General features: G+C 50.1%; 17 protein-coding genes. 11 read left to right on the top strand and 6 right to left on the bottom strand.

The features are described 5' to 3' along the window. The first annotated feature begins 277 nt into the window (after positions 1–277). From ACXAGX_RS02355 to ACXAGX_RS02345, 3 genes are all read left to right on the top strand, one after another. Entirely contained in the window at positions 278–523 is a 246-nt protein-coding gene (locus tag ACXAGX_RS02355) for a type II toxin-antitoxin system CcdA family antitoxin (protein WP_474818902.1), read from the top strand. Continuing rightward, positions 523–840: a CcdB family protein gene (locus ACXAGX_RS02350; protein ID WP_474836334.1), complete on the top strand. Its 318-nt coding sequence runs from the start codon at positions 523–525 to the stop codon at positions 838–840. The genes ACXAGX_RS02355 and ACXAGX_RS02350 overlap by 1 nt, the downstream gene beginning before the upstream one ends. A gap of 194 nt (positions 841–1,034) precedes the next feature. Beyond that, positions 1,035–3,278 carry a TonB-dependent receptor gene (locus tag ACXAGX_RS02345; RefSeq protein WP_474836332.1) on the top strand — a complete coding sequence of 748 codons (2,244 nt, stop codon included), beginning with the start codon at positions 1,035–1,037 and terminating at the stop codon, positions 3,276–3,278. Positions 3,279–3,417: 139 nt separating this feature from the next. Here ACXAGX_RS02345 and ACXAGX_RS02340 read toward each other — a convergent pair whose 3' ends face one another. Then, on the bottom strand, positions 3,418–4,818 hold the full coding sequence (locus ACXAGX_RS02340) for an amidase family protein (protein ID WP_474836330.1): 1,401 nt from the start codon (positions 4,816–4,818) through the stop codon (positions 3,418–3,420). Positions 4,819–5,036: 218 nt separating this feature from the next. Here ACXAGX_RS02340 and ACXAGX_RS02335 point away from each other — a divergent pair, with 218 nt between their 5' ends. Further along, on the top strand, positions 5,037–6,554 hold the full coding sequence (locus ACXAGX_RS02335; protein ID WP_474836329.1) for an amino acid permease: 1,518 nt from the start codon (positions 5,037–5,039) through the stop codon (positions 6,552–6,554). Here the strand turns inward: ACXAGX_RS02335 and ACXAGX_RS02330 are convergent. Further along, positions 6,536–7,315 (bottom strand): AraC family transcriptional regulator, encoded by a 780-nt coding sequence (locus ACXAGX_RS02330; protein WP_474836327.1) that lies wholly within the window; start codon positions 7,313–7,315, stop codon positions 6,536–6,538. The two genes, ACXAGX_RS02335 and ACXAGX_RS02330, sit on opposite strands and share 19 nt — an antisense overlap. Positions 7,316–7,381: 66 nt before the next feature. After that, positions 7,382–10,600 (bottom strand): amidohydrolase family protein, encoded by a 3,219-nt coding sequence (locus tag ACXAGX_RS02325; RefSeq protein WP_474836325.1) that lies wholly within the window; start codon positions 10,598–10,600, stop codon positions 7,382–7,384. A gap of 162 nt (positions 10,601–10,762) precedes the next feature. Between ACXAGX_RS02325 and ACXAGX_RS02320 the strand changes: the two genes are divergently transcribed. Further along, positions 10,763–11,377, top strand: coding sequence for an FMN-binding negative transcriptional regulator (locus ACXAGX_RS02320; protein ID WP_474836323.1), 615 nt, complete (start codon positions 10,763–10,765; stop codon positions 11,375–11,377). 34 nt (positions 11,378–11,411) lie between these two features. Here ACXAGX_RS02320 and ACXAGX_RS02315 read toward each other — a convergent pair whose 3' ends face one another. The 3 genes from ACXAGX_RS02315 to ACXAGX_RS02305 are packed head-to-tail and all read right to left on the bottom strand — an operon-like array spanning position 11,412 to position 15,290. Continuing rightward, positions 11,412–13,628, bottom strand: coding sequence for a xanthine dehydrogenase family protein molybdopterin-binding subunit (locus ACXAGX_RS02315; protein WP_474836321.1), 2,217 nt, complete (start codon positions 13,626–13,628; stop codon positions 11,412–11,414). Positions 13,629–13,640: 12 nt separating this feature from the next. Continuing rightward, positions 13,641–14,621, bottom strand: a complete 981-nt coding sequence (locus ACXAGX_RS02310) for an FAD binding domain-containing protein (protein ID WP_474836319.1) — start codon at positions 14,619–14,621, stop codon at positions 13,641–13,643. Between the two features lie 9 nt (positions 14,622–14,630). Continuing rightward, complete coding sequence (locus ACXAGX_RS02305; RefSeq protein ID WP_474836317.1) at positions 14,631–15,290, bottom strand: 2Fe-2S iron-sulfur cluster-binding protein; 660 nt, start codon at positions 15,288–15,290, stop codon at positions 14,631–14,633. Positions 15,291–15,866: 576 nt separating this feature from the next. On the opposite strand from ACXAGX_RS02305, the gene ACXAGX_RS02300 reads away from it, so the two are divergent. From ACXAGX_RS02300 to ACXAGX_RS02275, 6 genes are all read left to right on the top strand, one after another. Further along, entirely contained in the window at positions 15,867–17,213 is a 1,347-nt protein-coding gene (locus ACXAGX_RS02300) for a carbohydrate porin (RefSeq protein WP_474836315.1), read from the top strand. A gap of 60 nt (positions 17,214–17,273) precedes the next feature. Further along, on the top strand, positions 17,274–18,584 hold the full coding sequence (locus ACXAGX_RS02295; protein WP_474836313.1) for an ABC transporter substrate-binding protein: 1,311 nt from the start codon (positions 17,274–17,276) through the stop codon (positions 18,582–18,584). A gap of 66 nt (positions 18,585–18,650) precedes the next feature. Next, entirely contained in the window at positions 18,651–19,523 is an 873-nt protein-coding gene (locus ACXAGX_RS02290) for a carbohydrate ABC transporter permease (protein WP_474836311.1), read from the top strand. 3 nt (positions 19,524–19,526) lie between these two features. Next, positions 19,527–20,357, top strand: coding sequence for a carbohydrate ABC transporter permease (locus ACXAGX_RS02285; protein WP_474836309.1), 831 nt, complete (start codon positions 19,527–19,529; stop codon positions 20,355–20,357). A 10-nt stretch (positions 20,358–20,367) separates the two neighbouring features. Continuing rightward, positions 20,368–21,414, top strand: coding sequence for an ABC transporter ATP-binding protein (locus ACXAGX_RS02280; RefSeq protein ID WP_474836306.1), 1,047 nt, complete (start codon positions 20,368–20,370; stop codon positions 21,412–21,414). A gap of 32 nt (positions 21,415–21,446) precedes the next feature. Next, entirely contained in the window at positions 21,447–22,925 is a 1,479-nt protein-coding gene (locus ACXAGX_RS02275; protein ID WP_474836304.1) for a mannitol dehydrogenase family protein, read from the top strand. Positions 22,926–23,016 lie beyond the last annotated feature (91 nt).

Genomic DNA, 23,016 nt, shown 5'->3' with positions numbered 1-23,016 from the left:
GTGAATACATCCATGTAGGCTCGGCTGCCGCATCCCTGCGGCAGACGGTTTCGAATGCTCCCTGCTCTCCACTGAGATGGTCGTTTTCGCACTTGCACTCGAAACTCGCCGTAAAACCGTCCCTGGGCTAAGCTTTTATTGAGAATACAACCGCATCCATGCGGTTGACGGTTTCGAATGCCCCTTCAATTCAACGTGTAGAATCGAGTACATTTACTTTTCAATGCGCATGCATATGCGTATATTCGATTCTGTACTACGGATCTGGAGACGCTATATGAATACCCTGTATGATCAGAATGCACCTAAAAAAGCCACTAATCTGAGTGTTAACAGCGATTTATTGAGTAAAGCGCGAGGAATGAATATTAATCTGTCGGCAACGTTGGAACAGGCTTTAAAAGAAAAACTAGCCGCAAGCGAAGCTGAAACATGGAAAGCTGAGAATAAAATTGCGATGCAGAAATACAACGAGTTGATCGAAGAGAATGGAAACTTCAGCGACGAATTCAGAGTATTCTGATGGCGCAGTTCGACGTTTATGCCAATAGCAATCGGAATACGAAAAAGGTATATCCCTTTATTGTCGACATTCAGCATGATGCCCTGTCGCATCTGGCTACACGTCTGGTTGTGCCATTAGTCAATGCCAGTAGAAAACCGGGAATGGTAATGAGAAAGCTGGCTCCGGAAATAGTCATAGATAAATCCGTTTTCATCTTCATGACTCCACAGCTTGCAGCAGTGCCTGTTGAAATGTTGCAATCGCCTCTAGGCTCCCTCAGTCACTCACGACACATGCTGGTGGATGCGATAGATTTCGCTGTCACCGGTGTATAGTTCCTAAATTTAATCTTGGCTGCAGAGTATTATTCTTCATGCAATGTGGCCTGTTCCGACAACAAATTGACCCTGCCTAACAGTTTTTTTGAGATTCCCTTCAATACACTGAATATCAGAATACTGGCATTACGTAGCTAACGTGCCTGTTCATATTAAAACAAGTGAAAAGCTGATAAACCGAGGGAATAATCATGAATCATTTCAAACCGCAACACCTTGCCAGACTGGTAAGTGGTGTGCTTGCAGGTTCGTTGCTGCTGCCGGGGCTGGCGCTGGCACAGGACGAATCTGATACCCAAAAAGAAGAAGAAACAGTCTTTGAGAAAGTAACCGTAACCGCGACCAAGCGTAGCAACGATTTACGTGAAGTGGCGGGTTCAGTCAGCGCCCTGACCGGCGATATGCTCTCTGAAATGGGCGCGGAAAGCCTGGGCGATTATATTAACCGCTTGCCGGGTGTACATTTTAACGACTATCAGCCCGGCGTATCTGAAGTGGTTATCCGTGGTGTCTCAGCGTCAACCTATCACGAGCAGGGCCAGACTACAGTGGGATACTTTATTAATGATATTCCACTGAGTGAAGCGGGCTGGCCGATTGTTCTGCCAGACGTTGATACCTTCGATTTACAACGGGTTGAGGTACTGCGCGGACCTCAGGGTTCACTGTATGGTGCGGCTACCTTGGGTGGATTGGTGAACTACATCGCCAAAGAGGCGCAGACAGACGGTATTGATGCTGCGGTAGAAGCGTCCCTTGGCTCTACAAAAAATTCCGAAGACGCGAACTACTCTGTGAAAGCCATGGTGAACCTGCCCATCATCGAGGATACCCTGGCTGCACGTTTTGTTGTGCTGGACCGTTACGAAGGCGGCTATCTGGATAACGTGGGTACCGGCGTTGATGCGTCTAACAATGTGGAAGTGAAAGGGTATCGTGGTTCACTGGTGTACACACCCGCGGAAGGCACAAAAATTTCACTGATGAGTATGTTCCAGGAATCGGATCTAGATGACCAGACATATGCCACTTATCCCACGTTGACCCGCGATACGGTTGTACCTGAACCGCATCATACCGAATTTACCCTGCATTCACTTCGCGTGGAGCAGGATCTGGGTTTTGCTGACTTAACCTTTCTTGGCGCACTGGCTGAAAAAGACAGCCTGATTGTTTTCGATTATTCCCTTAATGGTTACCTGCAATCGGATGTAGGTACCTGGTCAGACGGTTTTGGTCATGCAGACAGTGACCATCTTGAGCTGCGCCTTACATCTAAAGACACCGGGCCACTTAACTGGATTGTAGGTGTAACCCGCTACACCAGTGAGAAGCGCTCAAACGATGCGGTTTATCAGGCTGGCGCTGCAGACTATATCGATGCAAACCCGGATTTATTTGGTGGCTTCTCCGGGGATTTACTGGCACCCGACGATTATTTCTCTCAGTATCAGGTGGCACAGGATAACGAGGATTCGGCTATTTTCGGTGAAATCAGCTATGCATTCACACCAGAGCTGGAAGTAACGCTTGGCGGACGCTACTTCGATACCTCCAGCGAAACCTATATCACCAGACCGCCAGGCGCCACGTTTGCGGGTGTCTATACCAGTGAAACGGTAACCTACGGCGGCACTTCAGCTGAAACCGGTTTTACGCCGAAAGCGTCTGTGAAATACACCATTTCAGACGATCTGATGATGTATGCCAGCTATTCTGAAGGTTTCCGCGTAGGTGGTACCAACCCGAATCCACCAGGGTTAACAGCTAATGCACCACAAACCTATGAGCCGGATTCCACTAAAAACTATGAAATCGGTGCCCGATATGACCTGATGGATAAACGTTTGTTACTGGATGCTACCCTGTTCCGTATCAACTGGTCTGATATTCAGGTTCGTCTGTTCACGCCGGCTCCTGACTATCTGGCTTATGTAACCAATGCTGGTGAAGCACAAATTGATGGTATTGAGTTCTCAGCCGCATGGCGTCCGGTAAATATCTTTGAATTCAACACCAACGTGACTTATCTGGATGCTGCCATTTCAGAATTCCTGCCTGATACCTTCGCCGCTGGCGGTGGTTATGAAGCAGGTACCACGCTCCCCGGCGCATCGGACTGGACGGTGGCTAACAATGCGACTCTGCACCTGGACGATGTGGCTTTTGCGCCAAAACTGTCGTTATCTCATCGCTATGTATCTGCTGCACCGGTTGCGTTCCGTTCGGTCACTCAGCGCGGCGGCTACAACATGGTTGATTTCCGCGCAGACTTCGCGCTGACAGAAACGACCAAACTGGCGTTGTACGTGGATAACCTGTTTGACGAATATGCCATTCTGAACTCGCCTTTCGGTGACTATTACCCTGCACCACTGGCCAGTGTCACTCGTCCTCGTTCTTTCGGGGCACGGATAAGCTGGTCAATGTTTTAAATAATAATAAAATCTGACGACAGCAAGCCCGCTCGACTGAGCGGGCTTTTTTTATGTGTAAAAAACGTTACCGCATACAAAAAAGCCCCGGCAGTTTTGTGCTGTCGAGGCTTCAGACTGTGACGCTTCAATAAGTTAGTCAGGCATGTTCAGGCCAGCGCTGGGTCCACAGTTCAGCGGCTTCCATTTGTGTTGCTAAAGTCAGCAGTAAATCATCCTGACCAACATCAGCAGACAACATCGCGCCAATCGGAATGCCCGACTGGCTCATGCCCATAGGCACGCTGATACTGGGCGTGCCGGTCAGGTTCTGGATGGGCGTATGGCTCATATAACCAAATAGTGCTTCCCAGAGTTCATCGAATGCACGGGTAGGCGCCAGATGACCAAGCGGCGGAGAAACGGTGGCATTAACTGGGCTCAAGACTACATCGTACTGTTGGTGGAAAGCACGAAGCACCGCTGTCTGCTCAACGATGACCTGATATGCCAGAGCAAGGTCCGTTGAACCCAGTGTGCTACGGCGTGCATGTAAACCCAGCGTCCAGGGTTCAAGCAACGTATCTATTGGTATGCTGCCACAATTTGCAGCAATGCTATCGACAATGTCGCCACCAAGATAACACCAGACAGTACCCAGAGACTTCCCAAGGGCATTCACATCGATAGGTTGCGGTACAACGTCCACCTGGTGGCCCAACGCTGCCAGTTTATTTGCTGTTTGCGTAATGGTGTTTTCGACTTCGCTGTCGGGTTCTACACTATTGAGGCCCTCCATTACCACCGCAATGCACAGTCTGGTTACTTCAGGCTGTGTGGCAGGAAACTGAGACGGACGCACCCAGCGGGAGGCCCAGCATACATCACGCATGCTGCGGGCAATCAGGGTATCGTTACATAAGTAGTCATCAACGAAGTGATGAGGCCGGGCACGTAAGTTGTAGTCGCGGGTGGCTTTAAAACCTATGACACCGCAAGACGAGGCGGGCATTCTGATTGAACCTGCTGCATCGCTGGCATGGGCGAACGGCACCATGCCACAGGCAACGGCTGCGGCGGCACCACTACTTGAGCCAGATGTCGAATGGGCGAGGTTCCAGGGGTTGTGAACAGGTCCGCTTAGCACAGACTCACCGGACGCTAACAAACCAAACTCCGGCATAGAGGTCATGCCTACGGGCACCAGTCCTGCTTCATCCAGTCGGTTGAAAAAAGGTGATTTGTTCACGCCCATGCGGTCGGCGGCACAGCGTGAGCCACTCTGTAGCGGAAAGCCGGGATATTCTGCCGATGCTTTTAACAAATATGGCACTTCCTGCATAGCAGCACCAGTTGTTACCGGACAGGGAATGAACTCTGGTTCAGACGTGACGGCTTTTACGGCGGGATTCAGCTTTGCAATACGGGCTCTGGCCACTTCGCCGAGTGCGCCTGGAGGTAGCGCTTTGCTGGCAATTAATGCCGCCTGATCGTGTGCGTCCAGCCGGGCTATGTGCGTCACATCCGACGCGGAGAGTGTGATTAGGTCTTTTTCTGACATTTTTAAAGCTCATACAGGCAAATTAACTGGCTACATTCAATCATGGCTGTGCAACAAGAACTGTCGTTAAGGGGTCGGCTTTTATTCTGAAAGGGCCAGAGCGCTAACCGTATGATTTAAATAGGCCTGCTCTGAAAAATGTGTGGCCCGGACACGCACGTATAGGGGGGCGTTGCGTGGTAGGTTTTTCATATGTCTTATTGCGCATGAAAATCAGTATGCCTAAATCAGTTCAGTTATTTGCCAGAAAGCCGGTTGAGCCGGTATCAGACCAACCACTTAACCGGGTTATGGGGCCTGTACAACTGGTGCTTATCGGCATTGGTTGTATTGTTGGTGCCGGTGTGTACGTTATTACCGGTCCGGCAGCCGCCGAATATGCAGGGCCCGCCATTATGCTGTCATTTATTATGGCAGCCTGCGCCTGCGGTTTTACCGCCCTTTGCTATGCCGAGCTGGCTTCAATGATGCCGGTATCCGGTGCGTCTTACTCCTATGCTTATTCAGCGCTTGGTGAAGTGTTCGCCTGGGCGCTGGGCTGGATGCTGATGCTTGAATTCTGGCTGGCCGGGTCTGCGCTGGCGGTGGGCGCATCTGGTTATCTTGTCAGCCTGTTGCAGGATTTCGGGCTATATCTTCCTGCCTGGTTAACCACTGCTACGGTAGATGCGGTAAAGACCGGTAGCGATACCGCATTCAGCGTGACCGGCAATATCAATCTGCTGGCCGTGGTGATTGTGGCGGCGGTGTGTTCTGTGCTTGTACAAGGCGTACATCAGTCTGTGGTAGTTAATACCATTATGGTGATCATCAAAGTAGGTGTACTGCTATTATTTGTTGCTTTTGGTTTTAAGTATGTGGATACCAGTTTGTGGCAGCCTCTAATCCCGGAGAACGAGGGGGGCTTTCGCTATGGTATTGAAGGTGTGTTCAGGGCTGCGTCTATTCTGTTCTTTTCATACCTGGGGTTTGAGGCCGTCTCAACCGCTGCACTGGAGGCCAAAAATCCCCGCCGGGATGTGCCAATAGGTATTCTCGGCGCGCTGGTGATCAGCTGTTTGCTTTATATGGCAGTGGCCATGGTGCTCACTGGTCTGGTGCCGTTTCGTGAACTCGGCGTGGCCGATCCTATCGCCCGGGCTATTTCGGTTATCGATGAGCCGGTGTTGAATCTTGTGATTAAGATCGGTGCGCTTACTGGTTTACTCTCAGTATTAATGGTGAATACCTACGGCCATTCACGGATTTGTTTTGCGATGTCCCGGGATGGTTTGATTCCGCCTGTTTTTAGTGAAGTAAGTGCTCGCTTCAAAACCCCGCTTAAGGGTACGGTGATTGTGGCAGGGTTAGCGGCGGTGGCTGCTGCATTACTACCTATCAGTATTCTGGCTGACCTGGTCAGTATCGGTACCACTTTTGTTTTCGCCACGGTGGCCATTTGCGTTATTGCATTACGTAGTCGTCGGCCGGATATACCACGTTTGTTTAAGGTGCCTCTTGGCGGTGTAAGAGTTGGAAAAGTCTGGCTGGGCACTACCCCGGTGTGTGCGCTGATATGTTGTGCCGTGATGGTGGCACCAGTATTTATGGATATCTTTCAGCGTGCGAGCAACGGCGATGTCATTCCGCTCATCATTCTGCTGGCTTATCTGGTCGTGGGAATTGCAATTTATGTGAACTACGGTATGAAAAAATCGCGACTGCAGCAGCGGCTAGCTCAGCTCTCTGAGAGCTGAGCGTCATTAAAGTATTTGCTTGGCGGCACGCCGAATGTTTTGTGAAAAACAGAGGAAAAAGCACTGACACTGGAGTAGCCCACATCAAGGGATACGGTGGTGATGGGCGTGCCTGCCGAAATGCGCGATAGCGCCTCTAGCAACCTCACCTGCTGTCGCCAGGTGGAAAAGCTCATTTCTGTTTCTTGTCTGAACATTCGGGTAAAGGTGCGGCGACTCATGCTGGCGTCTGACGCCCAGTCATCCAGATCTTTATTCACCGAGGGATCCTGCAGAAACTGCTGACACACTTTCAGCAGACGCTTTTCTGTAGGCATTGGAATAAGAAGCGGATCCACCGGCATGCGCTCAATTTCATCAAGGATGAGCTGCATAATACGGCCGTTACGGCTGTCGACGTCATACAGCATAGGGATAGAGCAGGCTTCCAGAATCAATTCCCTCAGAAGCCCGGATACGCCCATTACCTGACATTGCGCAGGAAACCGCTGCTGGGTAAAGGTGTCAACATATAGCGTACGCAGAGATACATCGCTCTTGCAGAATACGGTATGGCGCACCCCAGCTGGTATCCATAACGCACGCTGGGGAGGTAGCACAAAGCTGCCGGTTTCTGTTGTGATATTAAGCACGCCCTTGGATGCGTAAACAACCTGATTGCGCTGGTGACTGTGCCAGTCATCAACATAGCCGCAAGGATATTCGTCTTCCAGTGAAGCCACTGGTCTGTCAATAGACTGCAACTGAGCGCTACTTTTCATATCTGGATCTTCGTTCATCTAAATGATTATTATTATCCTATAAGATGCACAGATCGTACCGTCAGACTATTTTTTCTGCTGGTTAAACCAGGTAACAGGCGCAGGCTTTTGGTTAGGCCAGATTTCACTGAGTGTATCGGCCTGGTAAATCCGTCCATTCTTAATTACCTTCTCAAGCTGGCGCATATTTGCCATGTTTTGTCGGGGGTCAGCCGACAGAATAAGTAAATCAGCATACTTACCCGGTGTGATACTACCAATCAGGTGATCCCGCCCCAGCGCTTTACTGCTGCCCATTGTAGCGGCATAGAGCACCTCTAGCGGGGAGCCATGGCCGGAAGCCAGCGCTTCCATTTCCCACAAATAGCCAAAGCCTTGCACTTCACCATGACTACCTACTGCTAATACACCGCCTGCGCGCTGAATGTTTATGGCATCGTCAGCAAAGCGGGTATAAGCCTGGGCGTCATGGGGTTGCCAGCTATTAGCCTGGCGAAGTTTATTATTTATTAGAGCTGGTGGAAGAAAACGGTGCACCTTTGCATCGGTGTGGGGCAAGTGCTCGGCGATAAAGTCGCTTAGCCCGGGCTTTCCGCCATACAGAACTGTGAGTGTAGGAGTATATGATGTCTGGCTGGTGGCAAATAGCCCAACGATATCGTCATGGAGCGGACTTACCGGCAGGTTGTGTTCGTTTCCGGAAAAACCATCCAGTGCGTGGGTGAGATTGAGGCGTAGATCAGACGCGCCTTCGGTAGTGGGCATCATGCCTAATTCAGCGGCGGCTTCCACCATGTACTGGCGGCGTTCACGAGGCCCCACCATGTAAGATTTAAGATTGCGTGTGCGATAATAGTCGCGATAGCGGGTGAGCACGCCGCGTGCTGCATCCAGTGAGTCAATGTGGCTGTTTACAAAGATACCGGGGCCAGTTGAAAACGCTCGTGGACCAGGCATAACGCCGGCATCAATCATATCCTGATAGCTGAATACATCCACGGTAAATGTTTGTACATCCAGGCCGCTGGTTACCCCATTAGCCAGGTTGGCCAGAAAATTCCACTGATTATCTGTGTCGAGAATCCCTCGCTGAATATCGAACCAGTGTGCGTGAGCGTCTACCAGTCCAGGTGTGATGTACTTTCCGTTTACATCAACAATATGCGTATTTGCAGGCACATCGAAGGAGCCCACAGGACCAACTGCCGCAATTCTGTTTCTTTCAATCAGGACATCTGCCTGTTCAAGCACATCCTGCTTTTCCATGGTCAACACTGTGGCACCACTCAACAGAATACTTCCCTTAGGGACATCCCGCGGCACGCTGACCGAAAGCGACGCAATTTTTCCTGCCGATTCGGCATCGGAGAACCCCGATGCCTGCAGTGAGGCAAAGTTTATCTGATGAAATTCACTGCCGACTGTCCAGTATAAGGTGTTGCCGTCGGACGACCAGCTTACGGAATCTGCGCCGATGCGGGTTAATTTATAGTGGGGCACAGTAGGTGTCGACAAATTCACCGTAGGGGTTTCGCCATTACTTTCAGGTATGCTGACAAGGTGTAATTGAGAGGCATTTTTGACTATTGCCCAGTCACCTTGCGGCCGAATTTTAACGCTGGTCACCGGCAATGGGTTATCAATGTATTGAGAGAAATGCTGACCGGTGATACGCAGTAGTGGCGCTTTCTGTCGGCTTGGTAGATCAACTACCTGTAAAGCAACACCGTCGTAGTAGAACAAGGTTTCGCCATCTTCCGATTGCTGCAGCGAGACTGCCCCGAAAGCCGATGTAATGGTAATAAGCTGTCGGGTGGCTAAATCGATGCGAATAATGTCCCAGGCCACGTCGTTGGCCAGTTCATTTACCCGGTTCAGGCGTTCAACGTGGCTGCTTCGAAGGGCATATATCGATTTGCCGTCAGCAGAAAAAAGCGGATGCGCGTAATAATCAGCAAACTGAGTTAATCTAACCGGCTTCCCGTCAGGCGCTTTCATCCAGATATGGCCCGCCGTGCTAGCCTTCCAGTTTACAAATGCCATGTTTTTGCCATCCGGCGACCAGGTTGGCTGGAAAGCGCCACGCCCGACAGCACTGATTTTAGCTGGTTGCCTATCATCAGACAGGTCTTTGATGTAAAGCTCACCCAAAGCCGAAAACGCCACCTGAGATGCATCCGGTGATAATGCCGGAAACTGCGCTATCCGCACTTTCACCGGACCAGTTTCATCGGCTACGGCTACCCGGGTTTGCTGACCTAGCGGTAGTGACAACGCCGCTTTGAAAGGAATGTCGGTGGCGCTGCCATTTGCAATACTGATACGGACTAATTTGCCGTTTACGCTGGTGATAAGTGATTTATCGTCTGGGGTGAAGACGAGTCTGGGAAGCAAGCTTTTATAATAGCCTCCCTCATGACCATCATGATCAATACCCGTCATCAACGTTTTTTCACTGCCTGTTTTAAGGTTACGAAGCCGCAGTACGGTGTCTTCTCCCATGCGGGTTCCGTATACCAGCAATTCGCCATTGTGAGACAGTGCCGGGTTCATGGCTCCACCGGGAGCGCGTACCAGCGGGGTTTCTTCGCCAGTTGTCAGATCACGGCGGATCACAGACCAGTGGGGCATCAGGTGCGGCGACCAGGTATGTCCCAGTTTATGGGAGTAATAGAGATATTGGCCGTCCGGGCTGGCTACGGAGCCAAGATTATTATGACGGTCGTCGAACCCTTCATTCCCGCCGGGCTGGGCCTGAGTGATTGCATAACCTTCACCACCGTCTGTCGGGTACGCGTGAATGTGAAAAGCCAACATGGCATAGCGCATTTGCGAAACCATGACTGTATTGCCATCAGCCATCCAGGCTGGCGAACTGAAAACCATGGCATCGCTGTTATGGGAAAGTTGTTTCAGTTGACTGCCGTCAGCATTCGCAATCCAAAGGTTATTACTGCCGGAACGGTCACTGATAAAGGCAATTTTACTGCCGCCCGGTGAGAATACCGGCTGGGATTCATAGGCGATGCCAGTGAGCAGTGGCTTAGCGCTGCCGCCTGAACTGGGGAGTGTATAGATATCGCCGAGTATATCAATCAACAGGGTTTTGCCATCGGCAGAAATATCCGGATTCATCCAGGTTGCTTCAGATACCACACTTTCGTAACGACGCTCGGTTTTCAGCGAAAGGCCTTGTGAAAAACATGGCACACTTGCCGCCGCCAGAATTGTTGAAAGCAATAAATGAGGAAAATAGGGGGCGCACCGGCGGACTGACAGCATCATGAATTTCTCTGGTATATGGTTTGATAAACCACGATTGAAGCATGTCATTAAAGGATAAATCCAGTGTTTGGCCCGTTAAGCAAACACATTGGCCCTGACACAGGTACGTTATCTGGCGAGTTTGGCATAGTACGCCAAAATGCCGTTTTGTAAGGAACATTCGTGTACGCTCCAGCGCCCTTTTATTCATCCTCGTTTGAAGATGCCAGTCAGATTATAGAGAAAACAACAATGGGGACACTCGTTCTTGTTGGCTCCGATGGCATGTCTGGCTCACCCCTACCATTTACAGTGAGCTCTACTTCTGAGGGGCTGCGTTTATTCGGGCATTTAGACAGGCAGAATCCGCTGGCAGCGGAGCTATCCAGTGCGCAGTCGGTAATGATCATCTTCTGGGGTGCTGGCAGTTATATTTCTCCCTCTTTTTACACCAGTTCGCCTCGTGTGCCGACATGGATGTTTGCAACGTGTCATGCCTATGGGGTTACTCAGGCGATAAACGATGAAAGCGAGCTGAATGACGAAATGGTAAGACTTACCCAAGAGCTTGAACCTGAAAATTCCGGCTGGAAGCTTGAACAGGTAGCATCCTATAAAAACCGACTGCTTCCGGCTATTCAGGGTTTCTGGGTGGATGTGACGAGAGTGGATAGTCAGTTGCGGCACGGACAGCACAACAGCGATGAAGATCAGTTGTCGGTAATGACAAGCCTGCAAAATGGTAATAAAGATGCTCAGGGCATGGCGAACTGGATAAAAGGCTGGAAAATACAGTAACACAGGCGTTAATACGCCTGTGTTTCACGCAGGATTAAATCAGCTTATCAATGGTAATGGGTAAATCACGCACCCGTTTTCCGGTGGCATGATAAACCGCATTGGCGACAGCTGCTGCCAGGCCGGTAATACCAATTTCACCTAAGCCTTTTGCTCCCACTTCACTGAAGTTGTAATCCGGTTTATCCAACAGGATCACGTCCAGTTCATCCGGCATGTCGGCATGCACCGGCATAAGATACTCAGCGATATTATTGTTGGTAGGGCGTCCGGTACGTTCGTCATATTCGGTATGTTCGAACATAGCCATACCAATTCCCATTACCACAGCACCGGCAACCTGGTTGGTTGCTGTCTTCTGGTTAATAATTTTGCCCACATCAATCGCGCTGACTACACGGGAAACCCTCAGGTCAGCAATTTCCGGATCCCACTTCACTTCAACAAAGTGCACTCCAAATACCCGGCTTGAGAAGCCTTCTTTCATAGCTGCATCGGAACTGCCTTCGCCTTCTGCGCTGGCCAGCTTCTGTGATTTCAGGATGTCTGTGAAAGTGGCGGTAGTGCCGCTCCCATTGCTAAGCGCACCATCGGCGAAGGTCAGATCCTCTTCGTCAGCATCGGCAAACGGCGCGTTCTTCATTACCGCGTAGGATTTTAGCTCTTCAACAGCTTTGTCGCAGGCATCCTTCACTGCCGGCAAGACGCTGGCGGTAGCCCAGGAACCGCCAGACAGCGGGCCATCCACATATTCTGAATCGCCAATTTTTACTTCAACGTTTTCAACATCCACGCCGGTAGCGGCGGCGACGGCCTGAGCCATCACATTGTAGGTGCCGGTACCAATGTCCTGAATCGCACAGGATACCCGGACCTTTCCGTTGGAAAGAAAGGACACGCTGGCCTTACTGGGATTTTTCATCGCGTCCCAGGCGCAGGCTGCTACGCCCCAACCAAGAATATCTTTGCCATCGCGCATAGAGCCGGGTTCGGGAGTTCGCTTGTCCCAACCAAATTTAGCCGCGCCTTTATCGTAAGCTTCAAGAATGTTTATGTCAGACCAGGGGAGGTCTTCGGTCTGGTCCTGGTCTGTATAATTCCGTCGGCGTAATTCAAGGGGATCCATTTTCATTGCCACGGCCAGTTCGTCTATAGCTGACTCTGAAGCGAACAGGCCCGGCGCAGCGCCTGGCGCGCGCATGGAAGCCGGGCTGCCCGTGTTCATAGGAATCACACTGTTCGCCACATCCACATTGGGGCATTTGTAAAAGATGGGGGTAATCACACCGGCGCTTTCCACCCGGGTATCAATTTCTGAAGTGCTGTTCAGCGTATGATGGGAAATAGACGTAAAATTCCCGTTTTCATCTGCACTCACGCGCAGCGTTTGTTCCGTACTAGAGCGGTGACCGATTGTGGTGAACATCTGTGCACGGGGCACCATAAAGTGAACGGGCTGCCCCAGTTCACGGGAAATAGCCGCTGTTGCGAAACAGTGTGGCCAGGTAAACAATTTACCGCCAAAGCCGGAACCAAGAAATGGCGTTTTTACCACCACATTTTCCTGCACCAGGCCAAATACCCGGGCAATGGTATTGCGGCTGAACGTTACGCCCTGGGTGCTTTCATAAACCACCAAACGGCCATTTTCCCAGTACGCAGTGGTGGCGTGCATTTCCATGGGGTTATGGGTTTCAATTGGTGTGGTGTAGGTGGCTTCGTGGGTGTAAGCCGATTGACTAAATGCCGAAGAGGCATCTCCGCGACTCTTTCCCACAGGCTTTTGTTCCTGCACCTCTACGCCAGCAGAGCGGGCCTGACTGATTGACGACACCGGTTTGCTGTCTTCACTGTACGAAACCTTAATTTTCAGGGCAGCTTCACGGGCTTTGGCAAATGTATCTGCTACTACATACGCCACCATCTGTCCGGCGTAATACACCTTATCGTCTTCAAAAGGTAAGCGGCTTTCATCCACTTTTAAACCCTTCTGCATGTTGCTGGGTGCCTTATAAATGCGATCAGTAAAGTGATTGTGATGAAACACATCCACCACACCAGGCATTTGCTTCGCTGCGCTGGTATCAATGCCAGTTATCTGCCCTTTGGCGATGGTGCTGTACACGCCATAACCGTACAGCATGTTTTCAAGATGATGGTCGGCGGCGTACATGGCCTGACCGGTGAGCTTTTGCGGGCCATCAATACGCGGCAGCGCTGCGCCTAATACTTTTGCGTCTTTCATTTCCATCTGTCTGGCCTCCTATGCGGTGACGGTTTGCAGGCTGCGTACCACAGCACGTTTACCAAGGGGAATTTTAAAAGCGTTCTGCGATTGTGGAACTGCGCCTTTAAATGCAATTTCAGCTGCTTCTTCAAAGGCTTTATCTGAAGGGGGTTTTCCAATCAGGGATTGTTCGGCTTCAGTTGCGCGCCAGGGTTTTGTAGCTACGCCACCCATGGCCAGCCGGGCTTCCTGAATAGTGCCGTTTCGAACGGACACTATGACGGCACTGGATGCCAGGGCGAACTGATAGGATGCCCGGTCACGTAACTTCAGATAATGGGATTGACTGCCTGAAACGGGCTTATCCAGAATGACGTGAGTGATAAGTTCATCTGTCGCGATAGCATGTTCTTTCTGGGGCGTATCCCCCGGATTGAGATGGAAATCCACGAATGGGATCTTCCGTTCGCCTTTGGGGCCTTTTACCACAACGGTTGCACCAATGGCCGCCATGGCTACACACATATCAGACGGATGGCTGGCAATACAATGCTCGCTCGTACCGAGTACGGCATGCACTGAGCGGTTATGACCACCAATCGCTGCGCAACCGCTGCCAGGTTCTCGTTTGTTGCAGGGCGATATTCCGTCGCGGAAATAGGAACAGCGTACCCGTTGCATGACATTACCGCCGGTGGTGGCTTTATTACGAAGGGAAGTCGATGCGCCGGACAACAGCGCTTCAGAAAGTACAGCGTACTCATTCTGTACAACTGGATGATAGGCTAACGCAGTGTTAGACACCAGTGCGCCAATTTTTAAGCGACCATCAGCCAATTGTTCAATATCGTAAAGCGGCAGACTGTTTATATCGACCACGGTTTCGGGTTGCATTACATCCAGCTTTACTAAATCAATCAGAGTGGAACCGCCAGCGAGAAACTCGTTTGCCTCAACGACCTTAGCGGAAATGGCCTGTGCTGCATTCTCAGCGCGTACGTATGAAAATTGTCTCATGTCTGCCTCCTATGCGGTTTCGCTGGCTTGCTGCATAGCAGAAAGAATGTTCTTATATGCGCCACAGCGACAGATGTTACCGCTCATCGCTTCTTTCCACGCTTTCGGACTATCCGGGATGTCATCACTGTTTAGTACATAAGTGGCCGTCATCATCTGTCCGGCAGTACAGTAACCGCACTGATAAGCATCACATTCGTGAAATGCCTTTTGCACCGCACTCATCTCGCCTCCTGACGAAAGCCCTTCAACAGTGGTGATATCGTCACCATCATGCATCACCGCCAGAGAGAGACAGGAATTGATAACTTCGCCATTGATATGCACGTTGCACGCGCCACACTGGCCGTGGTCACAGCCTTTTTTGGTGCCGGTAAGAAGAAGGTCATCCCGCAGCACATCCAGTAATACGGCATTGGGAAGCACGCTAATGTTTCGTGCACGGCCATTCACATTCAGATTTATTGCCACTTTACTGGCAGCGTCAGGATCCGCCTTCGTGTCAGATTGCTGCTCGTAGGCCATGCGCTGTGAGGCACAGCCACTTGCTGCAACAGCAACGCCAGACACGCCGACGCCTTTTATGAAGTTTCTTCGGGAACGGGATGCCGTATGACTTTTAAAAGGTTTCCTGAGGGGGCTTGCTGGCCTTGTCTTTTCACTTGCCATGAATGACTCCTGATCTGTTTGTGGTGTTAGTGCCTGGTAATGTGACTCATACCGGAAGGTGGTGTGTAAAGCTGAAACCGGTGTGAAAAACCTGTCTTAATGCCTGATGGATGTGTGATAACTACGACCTTCTTTACATTCGAAGATCAGTTTCAAACATTACATTTGGCTATTAACAGACAGTTCTGTCCTATCTGCCTGACCATTTTTTCTCACAGTCTGTTTGCAGCTTGTTACCCGAAATGTTGCTCAAACTTTGTATAAAAAGAGTGAATAAGCAGCATTGTTAAAAACCTTTTTTAATATTTACTAAATCTATTTTATAAAAAATCATTTTTAATCAATATCTTGTGTTTTTTCTTTCGATTTCGTTAAAAAGTTTTTTACATCTACATCTTTCGTTCTATTGACAATTATTTAACCTTTAGGGAATATGCTCACACACCGGTCATATGCTCATAAATTGGCAATTGCTGATTTCTAGTAGATTTAGCTCTTCATTGGCACGATGAAAGTGGGGCATGAGTAGATCGGTGAATAAGAAAAACACTAGAACGCAATGCGAAGGACACAACCATGTTTAAATCCCAACCAGTTAAATCAGGGCACTATTCTTCTGCAACATCAAAATCAGGTTTCTTAAGAAAGAGCCTGATTGCTTCTCTGGTATCAACTTGTATCGCAGCACCTTTTGCCAATGCTGCAGGTTTTGATGCTAATAATTACATCACCGGCGATTGGGGTGGTAAGCGGGCAGAGCTTGCTGAACAGGGCGTGAACATTCGTCTTGGACACTTCAGTCAGACAGCGTATAACGCTCAAGGCGGCGCAAGCTCAGAAGTTGCCTATGCCGATCAGTTTTTTGTAGGCGGTTATTTCGACCTAGAAACACTCGTTGGCTGGAAAGGCGCGGAGCTGAAAATAGAAGTCAGTAACCGTAACGGCGAACTGATTAACAACAAAGCACATATGCCATTTCTGTTGCAATCCCAGCAGATTTTCGGACGTGGCAATGTTACCCGCCTGACCCAGTTCTCACTGACTCAGCGTCTTTTTGACGATCAGTTGAGCATTAAGGCAGGTCGTATCTACCCCAGCGCTGATTTCTTTGCCATGAGCTGTGCGTTTCAGCACCTCACGTTCTGTAGCGGCGGTTCTTCAAACTACATCAGTAGCAGTTGGTACGGCGATCCACTGTCAGCGCTTGGTATTCAGACCACTTATAAACTGGCTGATAATTTGCTGCTGAAAGCCGGTGCTTACGACGCTAACCCTGAAACTATGTCACTGAATCAGGGCCTGAAATTTGGTACGTCCGGTGATACCAGCGGTACTACTGCGGTAGCGGAAATTCAATACAAGCACGATTACGGTAAGGGCCTTGATGGTGACTACCGCTTTGGTATCGTTCGCAGCAGCCTTGATAAAACGCGCCTGGTCAATGATGCCGGTTTCCCCAATGGCACCACAGACGACAACACGCAGATCCAGGACACTGACAACGCATTCTACATTAACCTTGAGCAGCAAATTACCCGCAACGGTATGGGTGGTGGTCTGCGCTTGTTCGCCAGCATGATTCGTTCAGATAACGATATTGCAGCGGTAGGTGAAGTTCTGGCTTTTGGTGGCTTCATTAATGCGCCATTTGAAGGTCGCCCTCTTGACCGTGTTGGTCTGGCTATCGGTCGCAACAGCGTGAGTAGTGAGCTGAGTGCGGCGATTCGCGCTTACAACGCCAGTTTAGGTATGGAAGAGATTGCCGAGCGCGATCATGAATACCCAATTGAATTGAACTATAACTATGCCATTACACCGGCTATCCAGGTAATGCCTAGTATCCAGTATGTGATTAGCCCATCAGGCGACGATGACGCAGAAAACGCCGTTATCCTTGGTCTGCAGCTGAATCTTAACTTTTAACAATCTCGCCCGGTAATGCGGGGCGAGCAATACTAAGAACGACACGAAGAAGGAAAGAAGATGATTAAAAAAATTGCCACCAGCATCTGTTCTGCTTTGCTCCTGAGCATGCCTGTTGCGGCGGAGACTGTCACGATTGCCACTGTGAATAACGGTGACATGGTTACCATGAAGGGCCTGAGCAAGGCTTTTACTGACGCTAACCCTGACATTCAGCTCGAATGGGTAACGCTGGAAGAAAACATTCTGCGTCAGCGTGTTACTACAGATATCGCCACTGGCAGTGGTCAGTACGATGTTGTCACCATTGGTACGTATGAAGTGCCAATCTGGGCAAAACAGGGCTGGTTAGAGCCACTGAATAACCTGGGTGCTGACTATGATCTTGACGATATTCTGCCTTCTATTCGTGGCGGTCTGTCTTATGAAGACAATCTGTATGCTGTGCCGTTCTACGCTGAAAGCTCGATGGTTATCTATCGTAAAGATCTGATGGCAAAAGCGGGTCTGGAAATGCCTGACGCACCAAGCTGGGACTTTATTCAGGCTGCAGCCAAAGCAATGACAGACAAGAAAGCCGGCGTATACGGCATCTGTCTGCGTGGTAAAGCAGGTTGGGGTGAAAACGTGGCACTGATCACGTCAATTGCCAACTCTTTCGGTGCGCGCTGGTTTGACGAAAACTGGAAGCCACAACTGGACTCTGCTGAGTGGCAGAAAACCCTCGACGTTTACACAGATCTGATGCTCAAGTATGGCCCTCCGGGCGCGTCATCAAACGGCTTCAACGAAAACCTGGCACTGTTCCAGACCGGTAAATGCGGCATGTGGATTGATGCAACGGTTGCTGGCTCGTTTGTGACCAATAAAGAAGAATCTTCTGTTGCTGATAGCGTAGGTTTTGCACTGGCACCCGATGCAGGCTTAGGCAAGCGTGCGAACTGGCTGTGGGCCTGGACGCTGGCGATTCCAAGCAGCACCGACAACAAAACCGCTGCCGAGAAATTCGTAAGCTGGGCAACATCTAAAGAGTACCTTGATCTGGTTGCTCAGGAAAAAGGCATTGCTAACGTACCACCGGGTACTCGCGCGTCTCTGTACGAGAACGAGGAATACCTGAATGCGGCACCGTTCGCAGCGAAGACCCTTGAGTCAATCAAACTGGCTGATCCAAACAACCCGACTGTGAAACCTGTTCCATACGTAGGTGTACAGTTTGTGGCAATCCCTGAATTCCAGGGCCTGGGTACCGCAGTTGGTCAGCAGTTCTCAGCTGCCGTTGCAGGCAACGTTAAACCAAAACAGGCTTTAAGTAACGCACAGCGTCTTGCAGTACGTGCGATGCGTAAAGCTGGATATCCGAAGGACTAAAGCACAGGCCGGCCGGCGTTACGCCCGGCCGGCTGCGCTTTGTAGTAAGCATCAGGAGCATTATTCATGGCAACAACGAGTTCGAGGTTTCTTGGCCGCGTCATGATCAGTCCGGCAGTCATCATGCTGTTTATCTGGATGATCGTACCGCTGGCAATGACCATTTATTTTTCATTCCAGAACTACAACCTGCTTATGCCAGGTATGCAGGAGTTTACCGGTTTTCTGAACTATGAGTTCTTCCTCACCGACCCTGCCTTTTTCGAATCATTTTTTAATACGCTGATTCTGGTGTGTGGTGTGCTGCTGATCACGATTGTTGGCGGTACTGCGATTGCCGTGCTGATGGATCAGGCGATAGTTGGCCGAAACATTGTGCGCATTCTGGTACTGGCACCTTTCTTTGTTATGCCTACCGTTTCTGCACTGGTGTGGAAAAACATGTTTATGAACCCGGTTAACGGATTATTTGCACATCTGTTCACCTTCTTCGGTATGGAACCTTACGACTTTCTTTCTCAGGCTCCGCTGGCATCTATCATTATGATTGTGTCCTGGCAGTGGCTGCCGTTTGCCGCGCTTATCCTGCTTACTGCTATTCAGTCTCTTGATCAGGAGCAACTGGAAGCGGCAGAACTTGACGGTGCCGGCCCGATGGCCCGTTTTTACTATATTGTCGTTCCTCATTTATCACGTGCGATTACCGCAGTGATACTTATAGAAACCATCTTTTTGCTGTCAGTGTTTGCGGAAATTCTGGTTACCACTAACGGTGGACCAGGCTACGCCTCGACCAATATCACCTATCTAATTTATTCACAGTCGCTGCTTGATTTTGACGTGGGTGCGGGTTCAGCCGGCGGTATTGTTGCCGTTATTCTGGCGAATTTTATCGCGTTCTTCCTGATGCGCATGATTGGCAAGAACCTGGAGAAGTAAGCCATGAGACAATCTCATCTGTTAAGACAAAAAATCCTGTACTCTATTCTGGCATGGACGGTAGGTATTGCCATTTTCTTCCCGATCCTTTGGACGGTGCTCACCAGCTTCAAAACCGAACTGGAAGCCGTGGCAACAAGCCCGTCGTTCCTGTTCTTTGACTGGACCACAGAAAACTACGAAACCATTCTGGAACAAAGCAGTTACTTCTCGCATTTCTGGAATTCAATTGTGATTTCACTGGGCTCAAGCCTGGTCGGTTTAATCATTGCCATTCCTGCAGCATGGGCCATGGCGTTTGTACCCAACAAGCGTACCAAAGACGTGCTGATGTGGATGCTGTCTACCAAGATGCTGCCACCAGTAGGCGTACTGGTACCTATCTACCTGTTGTTCCGCGACTTTGATCTGCTTGATACCAAGCTGGGTCTGGTAATTGTGATGACGCTGATTAACCTGCCTATCATGATCTGGATGCTGTACACCTATTTCCGTGAAATCCCTAAAGAGGTTCTGGAAGCGGCGCGTATGGACGGTGCAACACTGGGCTCTGAAATTGTGCACGTGTTACTGCCAATCGCCTTACCGGGTATTGCATCAACCTTGCTGTTAAACGTTATTCTGTCCTGGAACGAAGCATTCTGGACACTCATTCTGACTGCGGCCAAAGCGGCGCCTCTTACCGCGTTTATCGCCAGTTATTCCAGTCCGGAAGGGCTATTTTACGCCAAGCTTTCTGCGGCATCCACGCTGGCCATTGCGCCAATTCTCATCATCGGCTGGTTCAGCCAGAAGCAACTTGTCCGCGGCCTGACCTTCGGTGCGGTGAAATAAGGAATTCGTCATGGGTAAAATTACATTAAAACAAGTGACCAAAAACTTTGACGGCCACGAGGTCATCAAACCATTAGATCTGGCTATTGAGCAGGGCGATTTTGTTGTCTTCGTTGGTCCGTCTGGCTGTGGTAAATCTACCATGCTGCGTATGATTGCCGGTCTTGAAGACGTAAGCAGCGGTACTATCGAAATTAACGATCAGGATGCGACTCATCTGCCCCCGGCCAAGCGTGGCCTGGCAATGGTATTCCAGTCGTACGCACTGTATCCGCACATGAGCGTACGTAACAACATTGCTTTCCCACTGAAGCGTGCGAAAGTTGACGAATCGGTAATTAAACAGAAAGTTGAGCAGGTTGCTGAGAAACTGAACCTGAGCGCTTATCTGGATCGTCGTCCTGGTCAGCTTTCAGGTGGTCAGCGCCAGCGGGTAGCAATTGGTCGCGCCATCGTGCGTGAGCCTGCTGCCTTCCTGTTTGATGAACCCTTGTCTAACCTCGATGCGGCGCTGCGGGTTAATATGCGTCTTGAGATTTCTCAGCTCCACAAAGACCTGCAATCCACCATGATTTACGTTACCCACGATCAGGTTGAAGCTATGACAATGGCTGACAAAATCGTGGTGTTCAACGCCGGTAATATTGAACAGGTTGGCTCACCTATGGAACTGTACCGTCAACCGGTTAACAAGTTTGTGGCAGGCTTCATCGGTTCACCAAAAATGAATTTCATTGATGTGAATGAAACGGTAAATGGCCAGACTGCGACCAGCATTGGCGTGCGTCCTGAGCACTTGGTGCTGTCTGACAACACGGGTAAATGGAAAGGTAAGGTGGGCGTACTGGAACACCTTGGCTCTGACACTTTCCTGCACGTGGATATTCCTGGTGTGACGAAGCTCACCGTGCGCGCTGACGGTAACTGTGCATACGAATACGGCGATGATGTTTTCGTCACGCCAATTGCAGATCACGTGCATTATTTCGATAGTAACGATAAATCCATCGTGCTTGAACAAGCCGATTTAAATCGTCCGCTGACAGCTTCTGTCTGATAACGCTAACTGGTACATCTGGAGTATAAATAGTGACTACTCAATTAAATCAGGCCAATCTGGCCAGTTTACCGGCGAACGTTAAAGCGCCGTCTTACGACCGCTCAGCGCTGAGTGCGGGCATACTGCACATCGGTATCGGTAATTTCCATCGTTCTCACCAGGCTATATACCTGCAAAAATTGTTTGAACAGGGTAAAGATCACGACTGGGCCCTCATCGGTTGCGGTGTGAAATCTTTCGATGTGGCCATGCGTAACAAGCTGGCAGGTCAGGACTGGCTGACTACAGTGGTAGAACTGGACAAAGACGCACTGAGTGCTGAAGTCTGCGGCTCAATGATTGACTTTCTGAATATCGATGCCGATGAAGTTATCGCTGCGCTATGCAAACCTGAAATCCGTATTGTGTCTCTGACTATCACCGAGGGTGGCTATTTTATTGATGCCAAAACCGGTGGTTTTCAGCAGGACCACCCGGACATTCAGGCCGATGTGGCTAATCCCGACAGCCCTGCGACCGTGTTCGGTATTCTACTTAAGGGTTTAAAAAAGCGTCGTGAGGCAGGCCTTGAGCCTTTCACCATCATGACTTGTGACAATGTGCCCCATAACGGCGATGTAACCCGTCAGACCCTGACAGGTTTAGCCTCTCTGATTGATGAAGAGATGGCCGCGTGGATTTCATCTTCGGTGGCGTTTCCAAATTCCATGGTGGATTGTATTACGCCGGCAACCACACAGCGCGAAATTGACCGCCTTGCGGCTGAATTCGATGTGGCTGACGCCTCACCGGTATTCTGCGAGCCCTTCCGTCAGTGGGTTATCGAAGATAACTTTCCACAGGGTCGTCCGGCACTTGAAGACGTCGGCGTAGAGTTTGTGGAAGATGTGACCGCTCACGAGTTTATGAAACTGCGTATTCTGAATGGCGGCCACGCTGCATTAGCGTTTCCTTCTGCATTACTGTCACTGTTTTATGTACACGAAGGTATGCAGCATCCACTGGTGCGTGATTACGTGCGTAAACTGGTCACTTGCGAGGCGATTCCAACACTGTCACCGGTGCCAGGTACCGATTTTAACGATTACCTTGATCTTATTGAGGCCCGGTTTGCCAATCCGGAAATCGGCGACACAATCAGTCGTCTATGTACCGATTCGTCCAACCGTCTGCCTAAATTCATCCTGCCAATCACGCAGGCGAATCTTGACAGCAACGGGTCAGTAACGGGGACTGCCCTGGTGATTGCGTTGTGGTGCCGATACTGTGCATTCACGGCCGATGAGAGTAACAACACCGTACTCAATGATGAACAGGCATCACGCTTACAGAAGCTGGCGCTTGAGGCGAAAACAAATCCAGCCTCTTTCCTGGCGATGGATGACGTATTCGGTCAGTTGGGTCAGAACCCGCGTTTTGCCGAGGCGTTCAGCTTCTGGCTGCAAAAACTCTGGGAAACAGGTGCCGCCGATACACTGATTGCTTATATCAACGGCGACTCAGAGTAGAGCCTTCCCGTAGATTACGGTAAAGTACTTTTCTCCGGATCAGGCCCGGATTAAACCCGGGCCTGATCAGAGTGACTTTAATGCGGTATTT

The organism is Alteromonas sp. ABV4_515 (genome assembly GCF_056160345.1).
Note: the sequence above shows the minus strand (reverse complement) of the source record. Positions and strands in the feature narration are given on the sequence as shown.

Coding starts and splice junctions, on each gene's coding strand:
- ACXAGX_RS02355 (WP_474818902.1), top strand. CDS start 278: ATGAATACCCTGTATGATCAGAATGCACCTAAAAAAGCCACTAATCTG.
- ACXAGX_RS02350 (WP_474836334.1), top strand. CDS start 523: ATGGCGCAGTTCGACGTTTATGCCAATAGCAATCGGAATACGAAAAAG.
- ACXAGX_RS02345 (WP_474836332.1), top strand. CDS start 1,035: ATGAATCATTTCAAACCGCAACACCTTGCCAGACTGGTAAGTGGTGTG.
- ACXAGX_RS02340 (WP_474836330.1), bottom strand. CDS start 4,818: ATGTCAGAAAAAGACCTAATCACACTCTCCGCGTCGGATGTGACGCAC.
- ACXAGX_RS02335 (WP_474836329.1), top strand. CDS start 5,037: ATGCCTAAATCAGTTCAGTTATTTGCCAGAAAGCCGGTTGAGCCGGTA.
- ACXAGX_RS02330 (WP_474836327.1), bottom strand. CDS start 7,315: ATGAAAAGTAGCGCTCAGTTGCAGTCTATTGACAGACCAGTGGCTTCA.
- ACXAGX_RS02325 (WP_474836325.1), bottom strand. CDS start 10,600: ATGATGCTGTCAGTCCGCCGGTGCGCCCCCTATTTTCCTCATTTATTG.
- ACXAGX_RS02315 (WP_474836321.1), bottom strand. CDS start 13,628: ATGGAAATGAAAGACGCAAAAGTATTAGGCGCAGCGCTGCCGCGTATT.
- ACXAGX_RS02310 (WP_474836319.1), bottom strand. CDS start 14,621: ATGAGACAATTTTCATACGTACGCGCTGAGAATGCAGCACAGGCCATT.
- ACXAGX_RS02305 (WP_474836317.1), bottom strand. CDS start 15,290: ATGGCAAGTGAAAAGACAAGGCCAGCAAGCCCCCTCAGGAAACCTTTT.
- ACXAGX_RS02300 (WP_474836315.1), top strand. CDS start 15,867: ATGTTTAAATCCCAACCAGTTAAATCAGGGCACTATTCTTCTGCAACA.
- ACXAGX_RS02295 (WP_474836313.1), top strand. CDS start 17,274: ATGATTAAAAAAATTGCCACCAGCATCTGTTCTGCTTTGCTCCTGAGC.
- ACXAGX_RS02290 (WP_474836311.1), top strand. CDS start 18,651: ATGGCAACAACGAGTTCGAGGTTTCTTGGCCGCGTCATGATCAGTCCG.
- ACXAGX_RS02285 (WP_474836309.1), top strand. CDS start 19,527: ATGAGACAATCTCATCTGTTAAGACAAAAAATCCTGTACTCTATTCTG.
- ACXAGX_RS02280 (WP_474836306.1), top strand. CDS start 20,368: ATGGGTAAAATTACATTAAAACAAGTGACCAAAAACTTTGACGGCCAC.